21 protein-coding genes and 1 tRNA gene are annotated in these 16,939 nt (G+C 71.9%); 11 read left to right on the top strand and 11 right to left on the bottom strand.

What is annotated here, in order from left to right:
* The first annotated feature begins 29 nt into the window (after positions 1–29).
* The 3 genes from ACFQ3T_RS07850 (at position 30) to ACFQ3T_RS07860 (ending at position 1,635) form a co-directional block, all read left to right on the top strand.
* A complete protein-coding gene (locus ACFQ3T_RS07850) occupies positions 30–590 on the top strand; it encodes an NADPH-dependent FMN reductase (RefSeq protein WP_380721789.1) in 561 nt (186 codons plus the stop codon).
* A gap of 113 nt (positions 591–703) precedes the next feature.
* Positions 704–1,126 (top strand): organic hydroperoxide resistance protein, encoded by a 423-nt coding sequence (locus tag ACFQ3T_RS07855; RefSeq protein WP_380721791.1) that lies wholly within the window; start codon positions 704–706, stop codon positions 1,124–1,126.
* 17 nt (positions 1,127–1,143) lie between these two features.
* On the top strand, positions 1,144–1,635 hold the full coding sequence (locus ACFQ3T_RS07860) for a Dps family protein (RefSeq protein WP_380721793.1): 492 nt from the start codon (positions 1,144–1,146) through the stop codon (positions 1,633–1,635).
* 114 nt (positions 1,636–1,749) lie between these two features.
* Here ACFQ3T_RS07860 and ACFQ3T_RS07865 read toward each other — a convergent pair whose 3' ends face one another.
* Positions 1,750–3,558 carry a prolyl oligopeptidase family serine peptidase gene (locus ACFQ3T_RS07865; RefSeq protein ID WP_380721795.1) on the bottom strand — a complete coding sequence of 603 codons (1,809 nt, stop codon included), beginning with the start codon at positions 3,556–3,558 and terminating at the stop codon, positions 1,750–1,752.
* Positions 3,555–4,361: a class I SAM-dependent methyltransferase gene (locus ACFQ3T_RS07870; protein ID WP_380721797.1), complete on the bottom strand. Its 807-nt coding sequence runs from the start codon at positions 4,359–4,361 to the stop codon at positions 3,555–3,557. Before ACFQ3T_RS07870 ends, ACFQ3T_RS07865 begins: the two co-directional genes overlap by 4 nt.
* Positions 4,362–4,542: 181 nt before the next feature.
* On the opposite strand from ACFQ3T_RS07870, the gene ACFQ3T_RS07875 reads away from it, so the two are divergent.
* On the top strand, positions 4,543–4,743 hold the full coding sequence (locus ACFQ3T_RS07875; protein WP_380721799.1) for a hypothetical protein: 201 nt from the start codon (positions 4,543–4,545) through the stop codon (positions 4,741–4,743).
* Between the two features lie 58 nt (positions 4,744–4,801).
* Here ACFQ3T_RS07875 and ACFQ3T_RS07880 read toward each other — a convergent pair whose 3' ends face one another.
* The gene (locus ACFQ3T_RS07880) at positions 4,802–5,392 is read right to left on the bottom strand and encodes a TetR/AcrR family transcriptional regulator (protein WP_380721801.1); all 591 of its coding nucleotides are present in this window, start codon (positions 5,390–5,392) and stop codon (positions 4,802–4,804) included.
* Between the two features lie 100 nt (positions 5,393–5,492).
* Here ACFQ3T_RS07880 and ACFQ3T_RS07885 point away from each other — a divergent pair, with 100 nt between their 5' ends.
* The 3 genes from ACFQ3T_RS07885 (at position 5,493) to ACFQ3T_RS07895 (ending at position 7,761) form a co-directional block, all read left to right on the top strand.
* Complete coding sequence (locus tag ACFQ3T_RS07885) at positions 5,493–6,485, top strand: hypothetical protein (protein WP_380721803.1); 993 nt, start codon at positions 5,493–5,495, stop codon at positions 6,483–6,485.
* Between the two features lie 41 nt (positions 6,486–6,526).
* Entirely contained in the window at positions 6,527–7,276 is a 750-nt protein-coding gene (locus tag ACFQ3T_RS07890) for a class I SAM-dependent methyltransferase (RefSeq protein WP_380721805.1), read from the top strand.
* A 71-nt stretch (positions 7,277–7,347) separates the two neighbouring features.
* Positions 7,348–7,761, top strand: coding sequence for a hypothetical protein (locus ACFQ3T_RS07895; protein WP_380721807.1), 414 nt, complete (start codon positions 7,348–7,350; stop codon positions 7,759–7,761).
* Between the two features lies 1 nt (position 7,762).
* Here ACFQ3T_RS07895 and ACFQ3T_RS07900 read toward each other — a convergent pair whose 3' ends face one another.
* From ACFQ3T_RS07900 to ACFQ3T_RS07910, 3 genes are all read right to left on the bottom strand, one after another.
* On the bottom strand, positions 7,763–8,179 hold the full coding sequence (locus tag ACFQ3T_RS07900) for a hypothetical protein (RefSeq protein WP_380721809.1): 417 nt from the start codon (positions 8,177–8,179) through the stop codon (positions 7,763–7,765).
* A 64-nt stretch (positions 8,180–8,243) separates the two neighbouring features.
* Positions 8,244–8,320: transfer RNA gene (locus ACFQ3T_RS07905), tRNA-Pro, on the bottom strand.
* Between the two features lie 24 nt (positions 8,321–8,344).
* Entirely contained in the window at positions 8,345–9,304 is a 960-nt protein-coding gene (locus ACFQ3T_RS07910) for a metallophosphoesterase (RefSeq protein ID WP_380721811.1), read from the bottom strand.
* 64 nt (positions 9,305–9,368) lie between these two features.
* On the opposite strand from ACFQ3T_RS07910, the gene ACFQ3T_RS07915 reads away from it, so the two are divergent.
* Positions 9,369–9,836, top strand: a complete 468-nt coding sequence (locus ACFQ3T_RS07915) for a GatB/YqeY domain-containing protein (protein WP_380721813.1) — start codon at positions 9,369–9,371, stop codon at positions 9,834–9,836.
* 75 nt (positions 9,837–9,911) lie between these two features.
* Here the strand turns inward: ACFQ3T_RS07915 and ACFQ3T_RS07920 are convergent, their stop codons facing one another.
* Positions 9,912–12,395, bottom strand: coding sequence for a transglycosylase domain-containing protein (locus ACFQ3T_RS07920; RefSeq protein WP_380721815.1), 2,484 nt, complete (start codon positions 12,393–12,395; stop codon positions 9,912–9,914).
* Positions 12,396–12,656: 261 nt separating this feature from the next.
* Between ACFQ3T_RS07920 and ACFQ3T_RS07925 the strand changes: the two genes are divergently transcribed.
* On the top strand, positions 12,657–12,950 hold the full coding sequence (locus ACFQ3T_RS07925) for a WhiB family transcriptional regulator (RefSeq protein ID WP_380721817.1): 294 nt from the start codon (positions 12,657–12,659) through the stop codon (positions 12,948–12,950).
* A 50-nt stretch (positions 12,951–13,000) separates the two neighbouring features.
* Here the strand turns inward: ACFQ3T_RS07925 and ACFQ3T_RS07930 are convergent, their stop codons facing one another.
* From ACFQ3T_RS07930 to ACFQ3T_RS07945, 4 genes are read right to left on the bottom strand one after another with little or no spacing between them, the layout of a single operon-like run.
* On the bottom strand, positions 13,001–14,119 hold the full coding sequence (locus ACFQ3T_RS07930) for an ArsA family ATPase (RefSeq protein ID WP_380721819.1): 1,119 nt from the start codon (positions 14,117–14,119) through the stop codon (positions 13,001–13,003).
* Positions 14,116–15,108, bottom strand: coding sequence for an ArsA-related P-loop ATPase (locus ACFQ3T_RS07935; protein ID WP_380721821.1), 993 nt, complete (start codon positions 15,106–15,108; stop codon positions 14,116–14,118). The genes ACFQ3T_RS07930 and ACFQ3T_RS07935 overlap by 4 nt, the downstream gene beginning before the upstream one ends.
* A 55-nt stretch (positions 15,109–15,163) precedes the next feature.
* Complete coding sequence (locus tag ACFQ3T_RS07940; RefSeq protein ID WP_380721823.1) at positions 15,164–15,415, bottom strand: hypothetical protein; 252 nt, start codon at positions 15,413–15,415, stop codon at positions 15,164–15,166.
* Between the two features lie 31 nt (positions 15,416–15,446).
* A complete protein-coding gene (locus tag ACFQ3T_RS07945; RefSeq protein WP_380721825.1) occupies positions 15,447–15,701 on the bottom strand; it encodes a hypothetical protein in 255 nt (84 codons plus the stop codon).
* 119 nt (positions 15,702–15,820) lie between these two features.
* Here ACFQ3T_RS07945 and ACFQ3T_RS07950 point away from each other — a divergent pair, with 119 nt between their 5' ends.
* Together ACFQ3T_RS07950 and ACFQ3T_RS07955 are read left to right on the top strand one after the other, a co-directional pair.
* On the top strand, positions 15,821–16,675 hold the full coding sequence (locus ACFQ3T_RS07950; protein ID WP_380721827.1) for a helix-turn-helix domain-containing protein: 855 nt from the start codon (positions 15,821–15,823) through the stop codon (positions 16,673–16,675).
* Positions 16,675–16,857, top strand: a complete 183-nt coding sequence (locus ACFQ3T_RS07955; protein ID WP_380721829.1) for a DUF397 domain-containing protein — start codon at positions 16,675–16,677, stop codon at positions 16,855–16,857. The genes ACFQ3T_RS07950 and ACFQ3T_RS07955 overlap by 1 nt, the downstream gene beginning before the upstream one ends.
* The last annotated feature ends 82 nt before the right edge of the window (positions 16,858–16,939 follow it).

The raw sequence follows: 16,939 nt of genomic DNA on the forward strand, positions 1-16,939 counted from the left end.
CTTAGGTGCAGGTGGCAGGATCGGACACCATGACGGTCACGGTGGTGGGCATCGGCGGGTCACTCCGCCCCAACTCGCAGTCCGAGCGCGCGATGCGGATCGTGCTGGAGGGCGCGATCAGCGCGGGCGCGAAGGTCGTCGAGGTCTCCGGGCCCGACCTGGTGCTGCCGTTCTACGACCCGTCCGTCCCCGAACGGCCCGAGAACGCCCGCCGGCTGGTGGAGGCCCTGCGGCAGGCCGACGGCGTGGTCCTGGTGTCGCCGGGCTACCACGGCACGGTGTCCGGCCTGGTCAAGAACGCGCTGGACTACGTGGAGGACCTGCGCGGCGACGAGCGCCCCTACCTCGACGGCCGCGCGGTCGGCTGCGTCGCGGCGGCGCAGGGCTGGCAGGCGTCCGTGACGACGCTCACGGCGTTGCGCTCGATCGTGCACGCGCTGCGCGGCTGGCCGACGCCGCTGGGCGCGGCGGTGAACTCGCGGGAGGTCGAGTTCGACCTGGAAGGCGGCTGCACGGTGCCGTCCGTGGCCGAGCAACTTCGCACGATCGGGCGACAGGTGACGGAGTTCGCCGTGTCGAGGTCCAGCTGACGGGGTACGCGGTGTGAGGCGTGAGCTGCCACACGACGGGGTGTGGTCCGGCTTCGGCCGGGTGTTGGGTTGAGTCCGCAGACCCATGACCAGCTCAAAGGAGAGCGTTCACCATGCAGGTGCTCTACACGGCGGAAGCAGTCGCGGTCGGCGACGGCCGCAACGGCGAGGTCCGTTCCACCGACGGCGTGATCGACGAGCAGCTGGCCACCCCCCAGGAGCTGGGTGGCCCCGGCGGTGACAAGACCAACCCGGAGCAGTTGTTCGCGGCCGGTTACGCGGCGTGCTTCCACAGCGCCCTGAAGGTGGCCGCGCGGCAGGCCAAGGTCCGGATCGGCGAGACGACCGTGACGGCCAAGGTCCACCTCGGCCCCAACGGCAGCGGCGGCTTCCAGCTCGCCGCCGAGCTGGCGACGCACATCCCCGGCGTCGAGCAGGACGTGGCCGACGGCCTGGTCGCCGCGGCCCACCAGCTCTGCCCGTACTCCAACGCCACGCGCGGGAACATCGAGGTGGCCCTCACGACCACCGTCTGAAGGAGGCGTCAGATCCGATGAGCAAGTCTCCGACGAGCAAGTCACCCATCACCAGTTCGCTGTCCGAGGCCGACCGGGCCTCGGTCGGCGCGGTGCTGCAGGCGACCCTGGTCGACCTGATCGACCTGTCCCTGGTGGCCAAGCAGGCGCACTGGAACGTGGTCGGCAAGAACTTCCGCAGCGTGCACCTCCAGCTGGACGAGCTGGTGACCACCGCCCGCACGTACACCGACGAGGTCGCCGAACGCGCCGCGGCGCTGGGCATCTCGCCCGACGGCAAGGCGCGGACCGTGGCGGACGGTTCGGGCGTGCCGGAGTTCCCGAACGGGTGGTTGAAGGAGGACGAGGTCGTCGCGGCGGTCGTGACCGCGCTGGGCGAGCTGGTCCAGCGGCTGCGCGGCCGGATCGACGAGACGGACAAGTCGGACCTGGTCACGCAGGACCTGCTGATCGAGATCACCAAGAACCTCGAGCAGGCGCACTGGATGTGGCAGGCGCAGCAGGCCTGACCCGCCGTGCCCCGGACGTCCGCCTGGACGTCCGGGGCACGTCCCACAGCAGTTCGACGGCCCGCTCCTCCAGCTCCCGGGCCTGGTCGACGAGCGCCGGCGCCCGCGGGCGGGCTAGAGCACCCGCCGGGCGAACGCGACCTCCGCGGCGGTCTGCCGGATGACCTCCGCGACCACCAGCGAGCCGTGGCCCGCGTCGTACCGGTACACCTCGTACGCGCCGCCGCGCTCGGCGAGCCGGTCCAGGTAGTTGTCGATCTGCCGGATCGGGCAGCGCGGGTCGTTCTCGCCCGCCAGCACCAGCACGGGCGCCCGCACGGCGTCCACGTACGTCAGCGGCGAGCACTCGCGGTACCGGTCGGGCAGCTCCTCCGGCGACCCGCCGAACAGCGCCCGGTCGAACGCCCGCAGCGGCTCCATCTCGTCCTCGTACGCGGCCAGGTAGTCGGCCACCGGCACGCCCGCGACGCCCGCCGCCCACCGCTCCGGCTGCGTGCCCAGCGCGAGCAGCGTCAGGTACCCGCCCCACGACGCGCCGTTGACGACGCACTTCGCCGGGTCCGCGAAACCGGACTCGACGGCCCAGTCGTGCACCGCGGCCACGTCCTCCAGCTCGGTCAGCCCCGGCCGGCCCTCGATCGCGTCACGCCACTGCGAGCCGTACCCGGTGGAGCCGCGGTAGTTCACGTGCACCACGGCGAACCCGGCGTCCAGCCACACCGCGCGGTAGGCGGAGAACCGGTCCTCGTCCGCCGAGTGCGGCCCGCCGTGCAGGTGGAACACGGTCGGCAGCGGGCCGTCGGGCGCGCCCTCGGGACGGGCCACGAGCGCGTGCACGTCACCCACGAACACGTCGGTCAGGTCGACGGACGGCGGCGCCTTGTGGCCGGGCGGCTCCAGCAGCACGCGCTCGTCGCCGTCCACGTCGAGCACCCGCACCACGCCCGGCCGCGCGGCCGACGACCACGCGTACTCCACCGCGCCGTCCGGCCGCACGTTCGCGCCGCTGACCGTCCCGTGCGGGGTGTCGAGGGCGTGCAGCGCGCCGGTGGCGAGGTCGTAGCGGTGCAGCGTGTTGCGCGCCTGGAACGTGTGCACGACCAGCAGCGACCGCGCGTCCGGGTACCAGTCGGCGCTGATCTCGCCGGGCAGGTCGATGACGACCTCGGTCTCGGTGTCGGCGGCGACGTCCCAGATCAGCAGCTCCTCCCGACCGCGCCGCTCGTGGCCGACCAGCAGCCGGTTGTCGCCGCGCACCGGGCTGAACGCGACCGCCTCCAGGCCCTTGCCGGGGCCGTCCCACTTCTCCGCGACCTTCTCGCCGGACGGCGTCACCACGCGCAGCGCGGCGTGCCGGTTGTCGCCGTGCTCCGAGTGCGACAGCACCACCAGCGTCTCGTCCTTGGACAGCGCGGACACGCCGCCGTCGTTCTCGTGGGCGTAGATCACCTCGGCCGGGCCGCCGTCGCGCGAGACGTACACCGTGGTGCCGTCGTCGGTGGACGTGCCGACCACGACCACCGAGTGCCCGATCTCCAGCCCCGCGGGGTACGCCTCCGGCACGCCGTCCACGGCGGGCTTCGGCGAGCCGGCGGGCGCGAACGGCTCGCTCACCCACGTGCCGAACTCGTCGCCGTCGGTGTCGTTGAACCACCAGATGGTCTCGCCGTCCGGGCTCAGCGCGCCGTGCGACGTGCCGTTCGGGCGGTCGGTGACCTTGCGGTGGGTGTCGGTCGCCCGGTCCCAGGCGTAGATCTCCCACACACCGCTGGAGTTCGACAGGTACAGGTTGCGGTCCGGCGCGTCGTCCGCCCAGCCGGGCAGGCTCACGCGCGCGGCCGTGAAGCGGGCGCGCCAGCGGGCCTCGGTCTCGGCGTCGGCGAACAGCTGGTCGGGCACTTCGGCGGTCGGGTGCGTCGTCACGCCACCGATCCTGCCGGCTTCCGGGCGGTGACCAGGTAGTAGTCGAGCAAGCCCTGGTCGGCGGCCCGGAGGAAGTTGCGGTCCCACCGGTCCGGCTCGGGTCCCAGCTCCAGCCACCGGTCCAGCCCCCGCCACACGTGCTCGCCGATGGCGCGCGCGGTCACCCCGGCGAACCCGGCCGCGCGCAGGTGGTCCAGCACCGCGTCGACGGGGTGGGCGAGGTCGAGGCCGGTGGCGAACGTGCGCAGCAGCGCGGCGAGCCGCGGGCCGGCGTCCGCGTCGCGGGCGAGGAACGTGGTCAGGGCGAACCGTCCGCCGGGCACCAGCACGCGGGCGCTCTCGCGGGCGAACCCGGCGACGTCCTCGAAGTGCTGGGCGGCCTCCACGGACAGCACGGCGTCGAACGACGAGTCGGGGAACGGCAGGTCGTGCGCCGCGCCCCGGACGAACGCGACGCGCGGGTCGTCGACGCCCTCGGCCGCCCGCGCGACCTGCTCGGGCACCACGTCGACGCCGCGGACCAGCGCGGGCTCGCGGCGCACCACGCGCAGCGCGCCCAGGCCGTGCCCGGAGCCGACTTCGAGCACCCGGTCGCCGGCGCGCGCCGGGAGGGCGTCGAGGACCACGTCGTACAGGGCTTCCTGGGTGGCGACGCGCTGGTCGACGGTGAGCCCGCCGGTCAGGTCGACGTCGCGCCAGTACCCGAAGTTGATGAAGCCGCCGGCGAACACCGGCAGCGCCGCCAGGTCGCCCGTGCCGTACACCCGTCGGCGCAGTTCCGCCCGCTCCGCGTCGTCTGCCATCCGACGATCATGCCGAGCCGCGCGGCCGTCACCCGCTTGGCGTAGTGGAAACTGACGAAAGTTCACTTGATCGGTGCAGTAGAGAATTAGACAACAGCGAGGAGTTAGTTTCGTAACGTCGACGCTCGTCCGAACGAATCACGAGTTACACGGTGGTGTGACGGCAGGGGAGGTCTGACCGATGATCGAGAACACGGTTCGGCAGGGCGGTCGCGTCGGGTGCGTCGACGCCCTGGGTCGTCGGAGGACCCTCGAGGTGTCGCTCACCGAGGAGGGCAACGTCTGCATCCACACCCCGCCCGGCGAGTCCGCGAAGCTCGACTGGCACGAGGTCGGCGAGCTGCTGCGCCGGCTCGCGGAGCTGCGCCCGCACGTGAAGTGACCGCCGCGATCGGGGCGGCCCGGTGAGCACCGCGGCCTGTCCGCCCCTGTCCGGCTCCTCAGCCGCCGCGTCGCCCGCGCAGCAGCGGCAGGAACACCTCGTCCACGATCTCCACGATCGTGGCGTCCGGCACGGTGGCGAGACCCCGTGTCACGTACTCGTTGCGCAGCAGCACGACCGGCACCGTCGCGACCCGCGGGTGCAGCGCCTCCGGTGACGCCTCGCCCCGCGCGACCGCCCGTCCCAGCACCGTCAGCCACATCCCCGCGCCGCCGTCGCCGAACTGGCTCTGCAGCTGCGCCAGCAGTTCCGGCTCGTCGCCGATCCCCGCCAGCAGCCCGCGCAGCACGTCACCGTGCGGCGAGGCGAGGTCGGAGTTGATCCGGCGCAGCAGTTCGAGCACGTCGGCGCGCAGGTCGCCGGTGTCCGGCGGGCGCAGCTCGACCTCCACCAGCTGCCGGTAGGCGGCGACGGCGAGCGCGGCGCGGTTCGGCCAGCGCCGGTAGATCGCGTTCTTGTTGGTGCCCGCGCGCCGGGCGACGCGGTCCATGGTGAGCCCGGCGTACCCCGACTCGGTCAGCTCCTCGGCCGCCGCGCGCAGGATCGCCTCCTCCAGCGCCGCGCCACGGCGCCTGGTCGCACCTTCCACCCGTTCCTCCCCGGTACTGCGGGTACCTTACCGAAGTTGTTGACGCGCGCCATCTCCTTCCCGATAAGGTACGTTCGGTACCCTAACTGGGAGGTTGACCATGCGAGCCAGGGGCATCACCTACGACACCGGGTTCATCAACCGGGGCGTGAGCACGCGCCCGTCGTTCGACCCCGCCGACGTGCGGGAGGACATGCGGGTCATCCGCGAGGAGCTGCACTGCACGGCGGTGCGCGTCACCGGCGGCGACGTCGACCGGCTCGACCTGGCCGCCTCGATCGCGGCGGACGTGGGCCTGGAGGTGTGGTTCGGCCCGTTCACCTGCGACCTCACCCGGGACGAACTGCTGGACGTGCTGGCCGACTGCGCCACCCGCGCCGAGCGGCTGCGCGTGGCGGGCGCGGAGGTCGTCGTCGTCACCGGCGCCGAGCTGAGCCTGTTCACCAGGGGTTTCCTGCCCGGCGACGACCTCGACGCGCGGCTCGGGCTGCTCGCCGACCCGGACCGGCTGGTCGCCGCGCTGCCCGCCGTCCCCGCGCGGATCAACGACTTCCTCGGCCGGGCCGTCGCCGTGGTGCGCGAGAGGTTCGGCGGCCGGGTCGCCTACGCGTCCATCCCGTTCGAGGGCGTCGACTGGACGCCGTTCGACTTCGTCGGCGTCGACCTCTACCGGACGGCGGAGATCGCCGACCACTTCGCGCCGGCCGTGCGCCGGCTGGTGGCGTCCGGCAAGCCCGTGGCGATCACCGAGTTCGGCAGCGCGACGTTCGCGGGCGCGTCGGCGCGGGGCGCGCGGGGCGGGATGATCGTCGTGTACGAGGACGTGCGGCCGGTCGGGCTCGACGGCGACTACGCGCGTGACGAGGCCGAACAGGCCGCGGTGATCCGGGAACTGCTGGACGTCTTCGCGGCGGAGGGCGTCGACAGCGCGTTCCTGTGCACCTTTGCGTGCCACCACCTGCCGCACCGTCCCGACGACCCGCGCCGCGACCTCGACCTGGGCGGCTACGGCGTGGTGAAGGTGCTGGACGACGGCACGTGGCAGCCGAAAGCCGCGTTCGCCGCCGTCGCCGACCACTACCGGCGCGGCTAAACCGGTGGCCCCGGGGCGCGCGGACCACTCCAATGGACCCCGTGATCGACCACACGGAACTGAACCGCCGCCACTGGGAAGACCACGCCTCCGCCGCGCACGGGCCGCTCGCCCGTGAGCACTGGGCGCGCCGGGAGCCGTGCTGGGGGCTGTGGGCGACGCCCGAGGCGCAGGTCTCCGCGCTGCCCGCCGACGTGTCCGGGATGGACGTGATCGAACTCGGCTGCGGCACCGCCTACGTGTCGGCGTGGCTGGCCCGGCTCGGCGCCCGGCCCGTCGGCCTCGACATCTCCGCCAACCAGCTCGCCACCGCCCGCGCCATGCAGGTCGAGTTCGGCCTGGACTTCCCGCTGCTGCGCGCCGACGCCGAGCACGTGCCGTGCGACGACGGCACGTTCGACCTGGCGATCAGCGAGTACGGCGCGTCCCTGTGGTGCGACCCGCACCGCTGGATCCCGGAGGCCGCCCGACTGCTCCGGCCGGGCGGCCACCTGGTGTTCCTGCGCCGGTCGCCGCTGTTCGCCCTGTGCGCGCGCACCGACGAGACGGCGTCGACGTCGTTGCAGCGCCCGCAGTTCGGCCTGCGCCACGTCGACTACGGCACGTCCGCCGAGTTCACCCTCGGGCACGGCGAGACGGTGCGGCTGCTGCGGTCGGCCGGCTTCACCGTGGAGGACCTGATCGAGATCCAGGCCCCCGAACCCGCGCACCGCGAGTACGCCGAGGTGTCGTCGTCGTGGGCGAGGCAGTGGCCGAGCGAGGAGATCTGGAAGGCCCGCCTCACGGGCTGACCGCGCTGTATCGGGTCTGTACCCGCCGGTGCTCTGCTGGTCCTCCGGTTCCGAAGACGCGGAGGTTGGTCATGGTCGAGGAAGAGGTCCGGCAGCGGTCGATGCCCGGTGTGGTCAAGCTCGTCCTGGTCGTCCTGTGGTTCCAGGGCGTCGCGAACCTGTTCGCGGCGTTCGTGATGGCGACCGAGATCATCAGCGACGTCGACCACGGGCGCGACTCGTTCATCCACATCGCGCCGAGCTTCCTGACCGGCTCGGTCGCGCTCGTGCTCGCGGTCCTGCTGATCCTGTGCGCCGTCCGAGCCCCCCGCCGCCACCGCTGGGTGCGCACCACCGTGATCGTGATCCAGACCGTGAACCTGGTCGCCGGTGTGCCGGCCCTGTTCATCGCCGACCCGGTCCCCGCACTCATCGGCATGGGCCTCGCGGCAACCGTCCTGGTGCTCCTCGCCAAGTCCGAGGCTCAGACCTGGTTCGACCGCTGACTCAGTCCTCGGGCCGAGACGCGACCTTCCCCCAGCCCAACCAGGGCTGGGGGAGGTTGCCCGGGTGGGTCCGCGCCAGTTCCGCCGCGAGCACGTCCCGCCGCCGTTCCGCGGCGTCGGCGTCGGGGAGCCCGAGCACGTCCGCGATGCGCTGCCAAGACCACCCCTGCCGCCGTGCCTGCTCGATGAAGACCGGCTCAGACTGGTCGGCGACCCGCCGCTGCCGGGCCAACAACGAGTGCCACCGTGTCATCACCTCGTCGGGGACCTCCGCGGGCTGGTCGCGCCGGACGGCGAGCGCCATCCCGTTCAACTGGTCGATCCCCATCAGCACGTCCCGCGCGTCGCCGGGCACGGCGCCGAGCCACTCGTCGATGGCGCGGTCACGGGACGCGGGACGACTCTCGTCGGAGGCCATGCCTCCAGAGTGCCCGAAACGCAAACCAGGCCGGGTCCGTCTTGACGACGGACCCGGCCTGACTTGGTCGGGGTGACAGGATTTGAACCTGCGACCTCTTCGTCCCGAACGAAGCGCGCTACCAAACTGCGCCACACCCCGGCTTGGGATCGAACGAGGTGAACTCTACCTGACGTTCCCACCCACTCCGAACCGGGTATCCCTTTCCGCTCCAGACCAGCCCTGACCTGCGTCGACGGGACGCGCCACGAGGGTCAGCAGGCTAGCCTCCGGAGGGCACGCGAAGCGCACGGGGGCGTACGGGGACGTGCCGAGCCCCGCCGACACGTTCAGCCACATGTGCGAACCCCACCGGGAGACGCCGCGCGCCCGCGACCGGTCCAGGTCGCAGTTCGTCACGATCGCGCCGTAGCCGGGGATGCGCAGCTGCCCGCCGTGCGTGTGGCCCGCCAGCACGAGGTCGTAGCCCTCGGCCGCGAACGGGTCCAGCACGCGCGGCTCGGGGGAGTGGGTGACGCCCAGGCGCAGCGGCACGTCGGGGATCGGGCCGCTGATCTCCTCGAACCGGTCGCGCTTGAGGTGCGGGTCGTCCAGCCCGGCGGCGAAGACCTCCAGGCCCTTCACCTCGAACCGGCGGCGCGCGTGCGTGAGGTCCAGCCAGCCGTGCTCGACCATGGCGGCGCGCAGGTCCCGCCACGGCAGCGGGATGCCGTGGATGCGCTTGGTCTTCGCCGACGGCAGCAGGTAGCGCGCCGGGTTCTTGGGGCGCGGCGCGTAGTAGTCGTTGCTGCCGAACACGAACACGCCGGGACGGCTCAGCAGCGGCCCCAGGGCGCGCACGACGGCCGGCACGGCCTGCTGGTGCGCCAGGTTGTCCCCGGTGTTGACGACCAGGTCGGGCTCCAGGTCGGCGAGCGCGGCGACCCAGCGCTGCTTCGACTTCTGACCCGGCGTCATGTGCAGGTCGGACAGGTGCAGCACGCGCAACGGCGCGGAGCCGGGCGCGAGCACCGGCACGGTCGCTTCGCGCAACGTCCACCGCCTCCGCTCGATGCCCGCGGCGTACGCGAGCGTGGCGGTGCCCAGGGCGGTCGTGGCGAGCAGGGTTCGGCCGAGCGTGTTCACGACTCCGAGGGTAGGGGGTTGACCGGTTCCTGGTGCGACGGGCCGCCCGGTACCGTTCCGGCTCATGGCGGAGCTGAAGGCGCGGTTGCAGGCGGATCTGACGGCGGCGATCAAGAACCGGGAGACGGTCCGGGCGGGCGCGCTGAGGATGACGCTGGCCGCCCTGACCACCGAAGAGGTCTCCGGCAAGTCGGCCCGGTCGCTGAGCGACGACGAGGTGCTGAAGGTCATCACCCGCGAGGTGAAGAAGCGCAAGGAGGCGGCCGAGGCGTTCGCCGGCGCCGGGCGCACCGAGCAGGCGGAGCTGGAGCAGGCCGAGTCCAAGGTGCTGGAGGGCTACCTCCCGGCGCAGCTCGGCGACGACGAGCTGGCCGCCCTCGTGGACGCCGCCGTCGCCCAGGTCGCGGAGCAGCTCGGCGAGCAGCCCGGCCAGCGCCAGATGGGCCAGGTCATGAAGGTCGTCAACGCCCAGGTCGCCGGGCGCGCCGACGGTGGCCGGGTCGCCGCCGCGGTCAAGGCCAAGCTGGTGTGAACGACACCGGGGGTCCGGCGCGAACCACGCCGGACCCCCGGATGATCTACCCGATCGGGTGGACCTCGCGACGCCTCAGCGGCGCGGCGGGTCCGTCGGGATGGTGATCTCCGGCGGGTCGTCGGGACGGCCCGGTTCCGGGTTGCCCGGCGGCTGACCGGGTTGGCCGGGTTGGCCGGGCGCGGGCGACTCGGAGGTCGGCGCCGGCTGGGTGGGCTGCGGCGGCGGCACGTACCCCGTCGACACGAGCAGGGTCACGACGGTGCCGCGCAGCGCGCTGCCGCGCGGCGTCTGGCTGACGACCTGGCCCTTCGGCTGCTCCGAGTTCCGGTTCTGCGTCGAGACCTTGTACCCGGCCTTCTCCAGCACGCGCGTCGCGTCGTTCACGTTGCGCCCCACGACGTCCGGGATGCGGATCTCCGGCCCGCCCTTGAGGTAGCGCTCCTCGACCGCGGGCATGCCGCGCACCGGCAGTCCTTCGTGGACCTTCGTCATCGTGTCGAACCACGTCCGCGCGGGCACGGTGCCGCCGTAGATGTTGCCCTCGCGGCACAGCCTCGGCGGCCCGTCCTGCACGCAGATCCCGCGCGGCTCGACGCCGTCGTTGAACGTCTGCACGGCCCCCGCGTAGTCCGGCGTCGCGCCGATGAACGCGGCCGACTTGAAGTCCTCGGTCGTGCCGGTCTTCCCGATCAGCGGCCGCGTCCACTTGAACTGGCGCGCCGCCGCCGCGGCCGTGCCGCCGTTCTGGTCGTCCTTCGACATGCCGACCGCCAGCCCGTTCGCCAGCGGCTCGGCGACGACCTGCTCGCACGGCGCCTCGTTCACGGCGACCGGCTGCCCGTTGCGGTCCAGCACCGCGCCGATCGGCGACGGCGGGCACCACACGCCGCCGCTCATGATCGTCGCGGCCACGTTCGCGAGCTCCAGCGTGCTCACCGGCGCCGGGCTGAGCGTGAAGGACGCGTTGCCGCCGTTGGACTTGTAGAACTCGGTCTGCGAGATCCGCAGGTCGCGGTTCTTCGCCTTCGGGTCCGGCCGGGTGCCCGCGATGTTCGTCGCCATCGTCTCGCGCATCCCGAGCCGGGACGCCATGTCGACCACCGGGTCCATGCCCAGCTGCTCTTCGAGGATCACGAAACCGGTGTTCGGGGACGTCTGCAGCGCCGTCTGCAACGACATCTGCGGCGGGTAGCGGGAGTTCTCGTTGCCGAGGCAGTACCAGCGCGTGGCCGGCTCGCCCGTGGGCGGGCACTTGTCGCCACCGCCCTTGAACACCCGCGACACGTACGAGTTGGGCGTGGCGATCGTGTTCTCGATGCCCATGCCCTTCTCCAGCGCCGCCGCGGCCGTGAACACCTTGTAGACGGAACCGGCGCCGAACTTGTTCTCCACCCCGGACGGCAGGTCGAACTGCGTCTGGAACTGGTCGGCCTTCAAGCCGTAGTCCCGGTTCGCGACGAGCGCCACGACCTCGTGCCGCTCCTTGCCCGGCCGCACGACCGCCATCGTGTTGGCGATCCCCTCGGTGGACTTGGCGACCTGCGCCTCGGCGGCGCGCTTGGCGTGCTGCGTGATCGTGCGGTCCAGGGTGGTCCGGATCGTGTACCCGCCGGTGCGCAGCTGCTCCAGGCTGAAACCGTTGCGCTCCAAGTAGTTCACGACGTACGAGCAGAAGAAGCCGTGCTCCGGCCCGGCCCCGACGCACCCGTTGGGCGGCGTGCGCACCGGCGTCGCGAGCCCGAGCGGCTCCAGCTTCGCGGCTTCGGCGGCGTCGCGCGACAGCTTGTCGTTCTCGACCATCTTGTCGATCACCTGGTTGCGCCGCAGCAGCGCCTTGTCCGGGAACACCTCCGGGTTGAGCGCCGACGGGCTGTTGACCATGCCCGCGAGCATCGCCGACTGCGCCACGGTCAGCTTGTCCGGCGTGGTGTTGAAGTACGCCTGGGACGCCGCCGCGATGCCGTAGATCGTCGAGCCGAACGGCACCACGTTCAGGTAGCCGGCGAGGATTTCCTCCTTGCCGAGTTTGCGTTCCAGTTGCAGGGAGATGCGCGCTTCACGGGCTTTTCGCGCAATAGTCTGCTCCTGCGCCTTTTGCTGCTCCACTTGGTTGTTCCGTGCGAACACGTGTACGAGGTAGTTCTTGACGTATTGCTGCGTGAGCGTGGAGGCACCCTGGGTGACGGCGCCGCTGAACTGGTTGGTCAACCCCGCGCGCAGCGTGCCCTTCCAGTCCACGCCCTGGTGCTCGTAGAACCGGCGGTCCTCCACCGAGACCAGCGCGGCCTTCATGGTGGGGGAGATCTTCTCGGGCGGCACGAGCACCCGGTACTGGTCGTACAGGTACGCGACGGGCTCGCCGTCCTTGTCCGTGATCGTCGAGATCAACGGCGGGTCCGTGGTGACCAGGTCGGCGGAGATGCTGTCCACCGTGTCGCTGGCTCTGTTCGACACCAACCCCAGCGCGCCGACGACAGGGAACAACATGCCTGCCAGCAGCACTCCCGCCAGCAGACACAGCCCGAGCAGTTTCAGCACGCCGTTCCTGGCTCGCATGCAGGTCAGCGTACGCGGCACCCAAAGAGGTGATCGAGATCGCGCAGAGTTGATTACCCAGGATGAGTACTCGTACTCAAGACAGGTAACAGGTGGGCAACCCAGGGTTGGAGGTGGAACCAGAAGGCTCTACAGTCCGTCACTGTCCAAGACAGCAGCCAACGGCACGACCACTCGATGGTGGTGAGCCTACGGCATCCGCGGCAGGGGTGTGGCGGATTTAGACGGTCTGGGCACTGTGTGAACTGAGGTGGGGGAGATATGCAGCAGGGGGATTGGCGGATCAAGGCCTCGTGCCGTGATGAGGAGCCTGACCAGCTCTTCGTCCGAGGCGCGGAGCAGCGCAAGGCCAAGGTGGTGTGCCTGGGATGCCCGGTGCGCACCGAGTGCCTTGCCGAGGCCCTCGACAACCGGATCGAGTTCGGTGTGTGGGGCGGCATGACGGAGCGTGAACGGCGGGCGCTGCTGCGGCGACGTCCGGACGTCACCTCCTGGCACGAGCTCCTGGACACGGCACGTCAGGAGCACCACCACGAGGAGTCCAGGGTCGGCTGAGCCCGGCCGGCCGGCCGGGCCGGGCAGGTGGCTCCTCCGCCTGCTCGTTCCTACTCGCCCGCCAACCGCCGACCGATCTCGTGCAGGCCGTCCAGGTCGTGCACGTCGGTCGGCAGCGCGGGCACACCGACCAGCGGAACACCGGGGTGCGCGCGGGTGAACCGCGCGAGCAGTCGCTTCTCCCGATCGGCGACCGCCACGCGATCCGCGTGCACCCGCAACACCGCGGCGGCCAGCGGGGCGTCCCCAGTGCGCTCCAGCCGGTCCGCCGCCGCCAACGCACCGGGTGCCGGCAAGGGGGCCAGCACCGGGTGCGTCCGGTTCGCCACCAGACCGGTCAACGGCATCTGTTCCGCGCTCAACCGCTCCACGAAGTAGCTGGCCTCGCGCAACGCGTCCGGTTCGGCCGCCGCGACCACCAGAAAGCCCGTGCCGGGTGATCGCAGCAGCTCGTAGGTGGCCTGGGCGCGTTGCCGGAAGCCGCCGAACATGCCGTCGAACGCCTGCACGAACGTCGAGGCGTCCTGCAGGAGTTGGCCGCCGACGATCGTCGACACGGCTTTGGTGAACAGGCCGAAGCCCGCGCCGACGATCTTGCGGAGGCCGCGCCCGCCCGCCCGGGCGGGCGCCGACAGCATGCGGATGAGCCTCCCGTCCAGCACGGTCGACAGCCGTTGCGGCGCGTCCAGGAAGTCCAGCGCCGAACGGCTCGGCGGCGTGTCCACGACCACCAGGTCCCACTCGTCGCGCTCCACGAGCTGGCCCAGCTTCTCCATCGCCATGTACTCCTGCGTGCCGGAGAACGACGTGGAGATCGTCTGGTAGAACGGGTTCGCCAGGATCTGCTCGGCCCGTTCCCGGCCCGCGTGCTGCCACACCATGTCGTCGAACGTGCGGCGCATGTCGAGCATCATCGCGTGCAGCTCGCCCTTGTCGAGCCCTTCCGCCTCGACCCGCCGCGGCTGGTTGTCCAGCTCGCGCAGGCCCAGCGACTGGGCGAGCCGGCGCGCCGGGTCGATGGTCAGCACGACGACCCGCCTGCCGCGCGACGCGGCCCGCACGGCCAGCGCCGCCGCCGTGGTCGTCTTGCCGACGCCACCCGACCCGCAGCACACCAGGACGCGGGTCTGCGGGTTGTCCAGCAGCGCGTCCACGTCGAGCCGGTTCACCGCACACCCCGCCCGACCAGCACCTCGGCCAGCTCGTACAGCGCGGCCACGTCGACGCCGTCCGCCAGGTCCGGCAGCTCCAGCGTCGGCAGGTCCGCCTCGGCGAGCTTCGCCTTCGCCCGCTCCTCCATGCGCACCCGCAAGGCGTGCTCGACGGTCTGGTCGACCAGCCCTTCCAGCACGTCCTCGTCCACGTCGAGGCCGCCCGCCACCAGCCCGGCACGGACCCGGTCGACGTCCACGCGGCCCTCGGCGGCGGACGTCACCGACCGCGCGGGCAGCCGCGGCGGGCTCACCCGGTTCACGAACACCGCGCCCGGCCTCAGGTCCGCCGCGTCCAGGTCGGCGACGGCGTCCAACGTCTCGCGCACCGGCATCTCCTCCAGCAACGCCACCAGGTGCACCGCCGTGTCGCCGGAGTGCAGCAGCTTCACCACGCCCTCGCTCTGGCCCTTGATCGGCCCGACCTTCGCGAGGTCGGCCATGGCCCGTGTGACGTCGAGGAACCGCACCACCCGGCCGGTCGGCGGCGCGTCGAGCACGACGGCGTCGTACTCGTGCCGGCCGGTCTTGCCGACCCGGCGCACGCACTCCTTGACCTTCCCGGTCAGCAGCACGTCCCGCAGGCCCGGCGCGAGGGTGGTGGCGAACTCGATCGCGCCCATCTTCCGCAGCGTGCGGCCCGCGAAGCCGAGGTTGTAGAACATGTCGAGGTACTCGAGCAGCGCCGCCTCCGGGTCCACGGCCAGCGCGCGGACCTCGCCGCCGCCCGGCGCGGACGCGATCCGCTCCTCGGTGTAGGGCAGCGGCGGCCGGTCGAACAGCCGCGCGATGCCCTGCCGGTTCTCCACCTCGACCAGCAGCACCCGCCGCCCGCCGGTGGCCAGTGCCAGCGCGAGCGCCGCGGCGACCGTGGTCTTGCCGGTCCCGCCCTTGCCCGTGACCACGTGCAGCCGCGCGCGGGTGAGTTCGTCGGTCCAGCCGTTCACCAGATCAGACTATGCGCGCCGCCCTGAGAACCGCTGGCCACGGCCCGCGCGGGCGCTAATCCCACATGGTGACGAAGACCACCGCGATGGCGCTCGCCGCGACGATCCCCCACGCCACGACGGACGGCAGGACGTACGCGATGAGCACCGCCACCACCGCGACGATCACCGTCCCGACCAGGGCCGCGCGCATCACGTCGGCCCGCCTGGCGCCCCTGCGGTCCCGCGCCTGCGCCATGCCGACGAGCACCATCACGAGCCCGCCCAGCAGGAACGCACTGGTCGCGACGATCCGCCACGTCTCCACGTGATCAAGCTAGCGCCGCGTGATCGCGCAGTCACGGGTCGACGGCGTGCGCGACCGGACTTTCCACCCACACGAGTCGCGCGCGGGCGGTCTTGTCGATCGTGAAGTACCAGAGCGCCCGCTCCCCGCTGGTCGTCGAGATGCGCAGGCCGCCCTCCGCGTCGGTCACCTGCGCGGTCCCGTCGCCGAAGTCGAGCCCCCACGCGGCCACCCACCCGTCGTCCGCGGTCTCCTGCACGATCGCGAACAGGCGCGGCGCCTCCGCCACGACCTCGACATCCTCCATCGGCCCTCCTCTGCTCGATCCGTGCCGACACGCTATCATTCGAGCAGTTCAAACCTGGGGTTCTCTAATGGGTGAAGTCGTGGTGACAGGTCACTACGCAGAGTAGCTAGGATGCTGGCATGGCAATCGGCTCGACTCGTGGCAAGCGCCGGCTCGGTCGGCACATCCGCCCCATCCTGGAGCGGTCCGGCCTGAAGCTGGACGAGGTCGTGAAGCAGTCGCGGGTGTCGCGGCCGACGATCAGCCGGATGCTCTCGGGCGAGGCGCTGGCGCGCTGGCCCGCGCTGTCGATGGTGCTCGACGTCATCGGCGCGACCCCGGAGGAGAAGACGCGGGCGCTCCAGCTCTGGGAGGTGGCCGACGTCGACCCGTCCGCCGTCGAGCACGCCCGCGACCTGCCCGCGAACTACAAGCGGCTGCGCATGGACGAGCTGGAGGCCGTGCGGGAGCGCACCCTCGACTCCGCGCACGTCCCCGGTCTGCTGCAAACCGCCGGGTACGCCGAAGCGGTCGCGCGGGCGACCCACCGGCGGATCATCGGTGACAGCTGGGACTCGCGCGCCGCCGCCGAGCGCGCCGAGCGCCAGGAGGCGTTGACCAGGGAGAACCCGATCGACTACCACGCGCTGATCGACGAGGCCGCGCTCCACCGACTGGTCGGCGGGGCCGCCGTGATGCGCGACCAGCTCGACCACCTGGTGGCGATGGCGACCAGGCCCAACGTGACGATCCAGGTGCTCCCGTACTGGGTCGGGGCGTACGGCGCGCAGACCGGCGCCATGTTCCTGCTGAAGTTCGCCCAGCCGGACGAGCCGGAAGCGGGCTATGTGGAAGCCCTGACCGGGATGGTGCCCGTAGAAGATGAGGAGGCGGAGGTGCTGTCGGCGGTCTGGGACGACGCCGCGGCGCTCGCGCTCACGGCCGAGGACTCCGTGAGCCTCATCAAGGCAGTACGGGACACGCTAGGAGACTGATGATCGACCGGGTATGGCGGAAGAGCAGTCGCAGTGGTTCGGCCGCGCAGTGCGTCGAGTTGGCGGTGACCGAGCGCGAGGCCGGTGTGCGGGACACGAAGAACCGCACGGGCGGCACGCTGGTCTTCGGGGCACGGGCCTTCGCCGCGTTCCTCGCCGACGTGAAGCGCGACCGGGCCTGACCTGACGGCGGGCGGGGGCGTCGAGCGGCGCCCCCGCTCACCGGCGGCCGACCGGCGCGACGGCCGGCCGGACCACGCTGAC

Origin of the sequence: Saccharothrix hoggarensis (assembly GCF_042678885.1) — a bacterium.
GTDB classification, from domain to species: domain Bacteria; phylum Actinomycetota; class Actinomycetes; order Mycobacteriales; family Pseudonocardiaceae; genus Actinosynnema; species Actinosynnema hoggarensis.

Bases quoted from the DNA above. Each gene is read 5' to 3' on its own strand.
- ACFQ3T_RS07850 (WP_380721789.1), top strand. From the start codon at position 30: ATGACGGTCACGGTGGTGGGCATCGGCGGGTCACTCCGCCCCAACTCG.
- ACFQ3T_RS07855 (WP_380721791.1), top strand. From the start codon at position 704: ATGCAGGTGCTCTACACGGCGGAAGCAGTCGCGGTCGGCGACGGCCGC.
- ACFQ3T_RS07860 (WP_380721793.1), top strand. From the start codon at position 1,144: ATGAGCAAGTCTCCGACGAGCAAGTCACCCATCACCAGTTCGCTGTCC.
- ACFQ3T_RS07870 (WP_380721797.1), bottom strand. From the start codon at position 4,361: ATGGCAGACGACGCGGAGCGGGCGGAACTGCGCCGACGGGTGTACGGC.
- ACFQ3T_RS07875 (WP_380721799.1), top strand. From the start codon at position 4,543: ATGATCGAGAACACGGTTCGGCAGGGCGGTCGCGTCGGGTGCGTCGAC.
- ACFQ3T_RS07885 (WP_380721803.1), top strand. From the start codon at position 5,493: ATGCGAGCCAGGGGCATCACCTACGACACCGGGTTCATCAACCGGGGC.
- ACFQ3T_RS07895 (WP_380721807.1), top strand. From the start codon at position 7,348: ATGGTCGAGGAAGAGGTCCGGCAGCGGTCGATGCCCGGTGTGGTCAAG.
- ACFQ3T_RS07900 (WP_380721809.1), bottom strand. From the start codon at position 8,179: ATGGCCTCCGACGAGAGTCGTCCCGCGTCCCGTGACCGCGCCATCGAC.
- ACFQ3T_RS07915 (WP_380721813.1), top strand. From the start codon at position 9,369: ATGGCGGAGCTGAAGGCGCGGTTGCAGGCGGATCTGACGGCGGCGATC.
- ACFQ3T_RS07920 (WP_380721815.1), bottom strand. From the start codon at position 12,395: ATGCGAGCCAGGAACGGCGTGCTGAAACTGCTCGGGCTGTGTCTGCTG.
- ACFQ3T_RS07925 (WP_380721817.1), top strand. From the start codon at position 12,657: ATGCAGCAGGGGGATTGGCGGATCAAGGCCTCGTGCCGTGATGAGGAG.
- ACFQ3T_RS07945 (WP_380721825.1), bottom strand. From the start codon at position 15,701: ATGGAGGATGTCGAGGTCGTGGCGGAGGCGCCGCGCCTGTTCGCGATC.
- ACFQ3T_RS07950 (WP_380721827.1), top strand. From the start codon at position 15,821: ATGGCAATCGGCTCGACTCGTGGCAAGCGCCGGCTCGGTCGGCACATC.
- ACFQ3T_RS07955 (WP_380721829.1), top strand. From the start codon at position 16,675: ATGATCGACCGGGTATGGCGGAAGAGCAGTCGCAGTGGTTCGGCCGCG.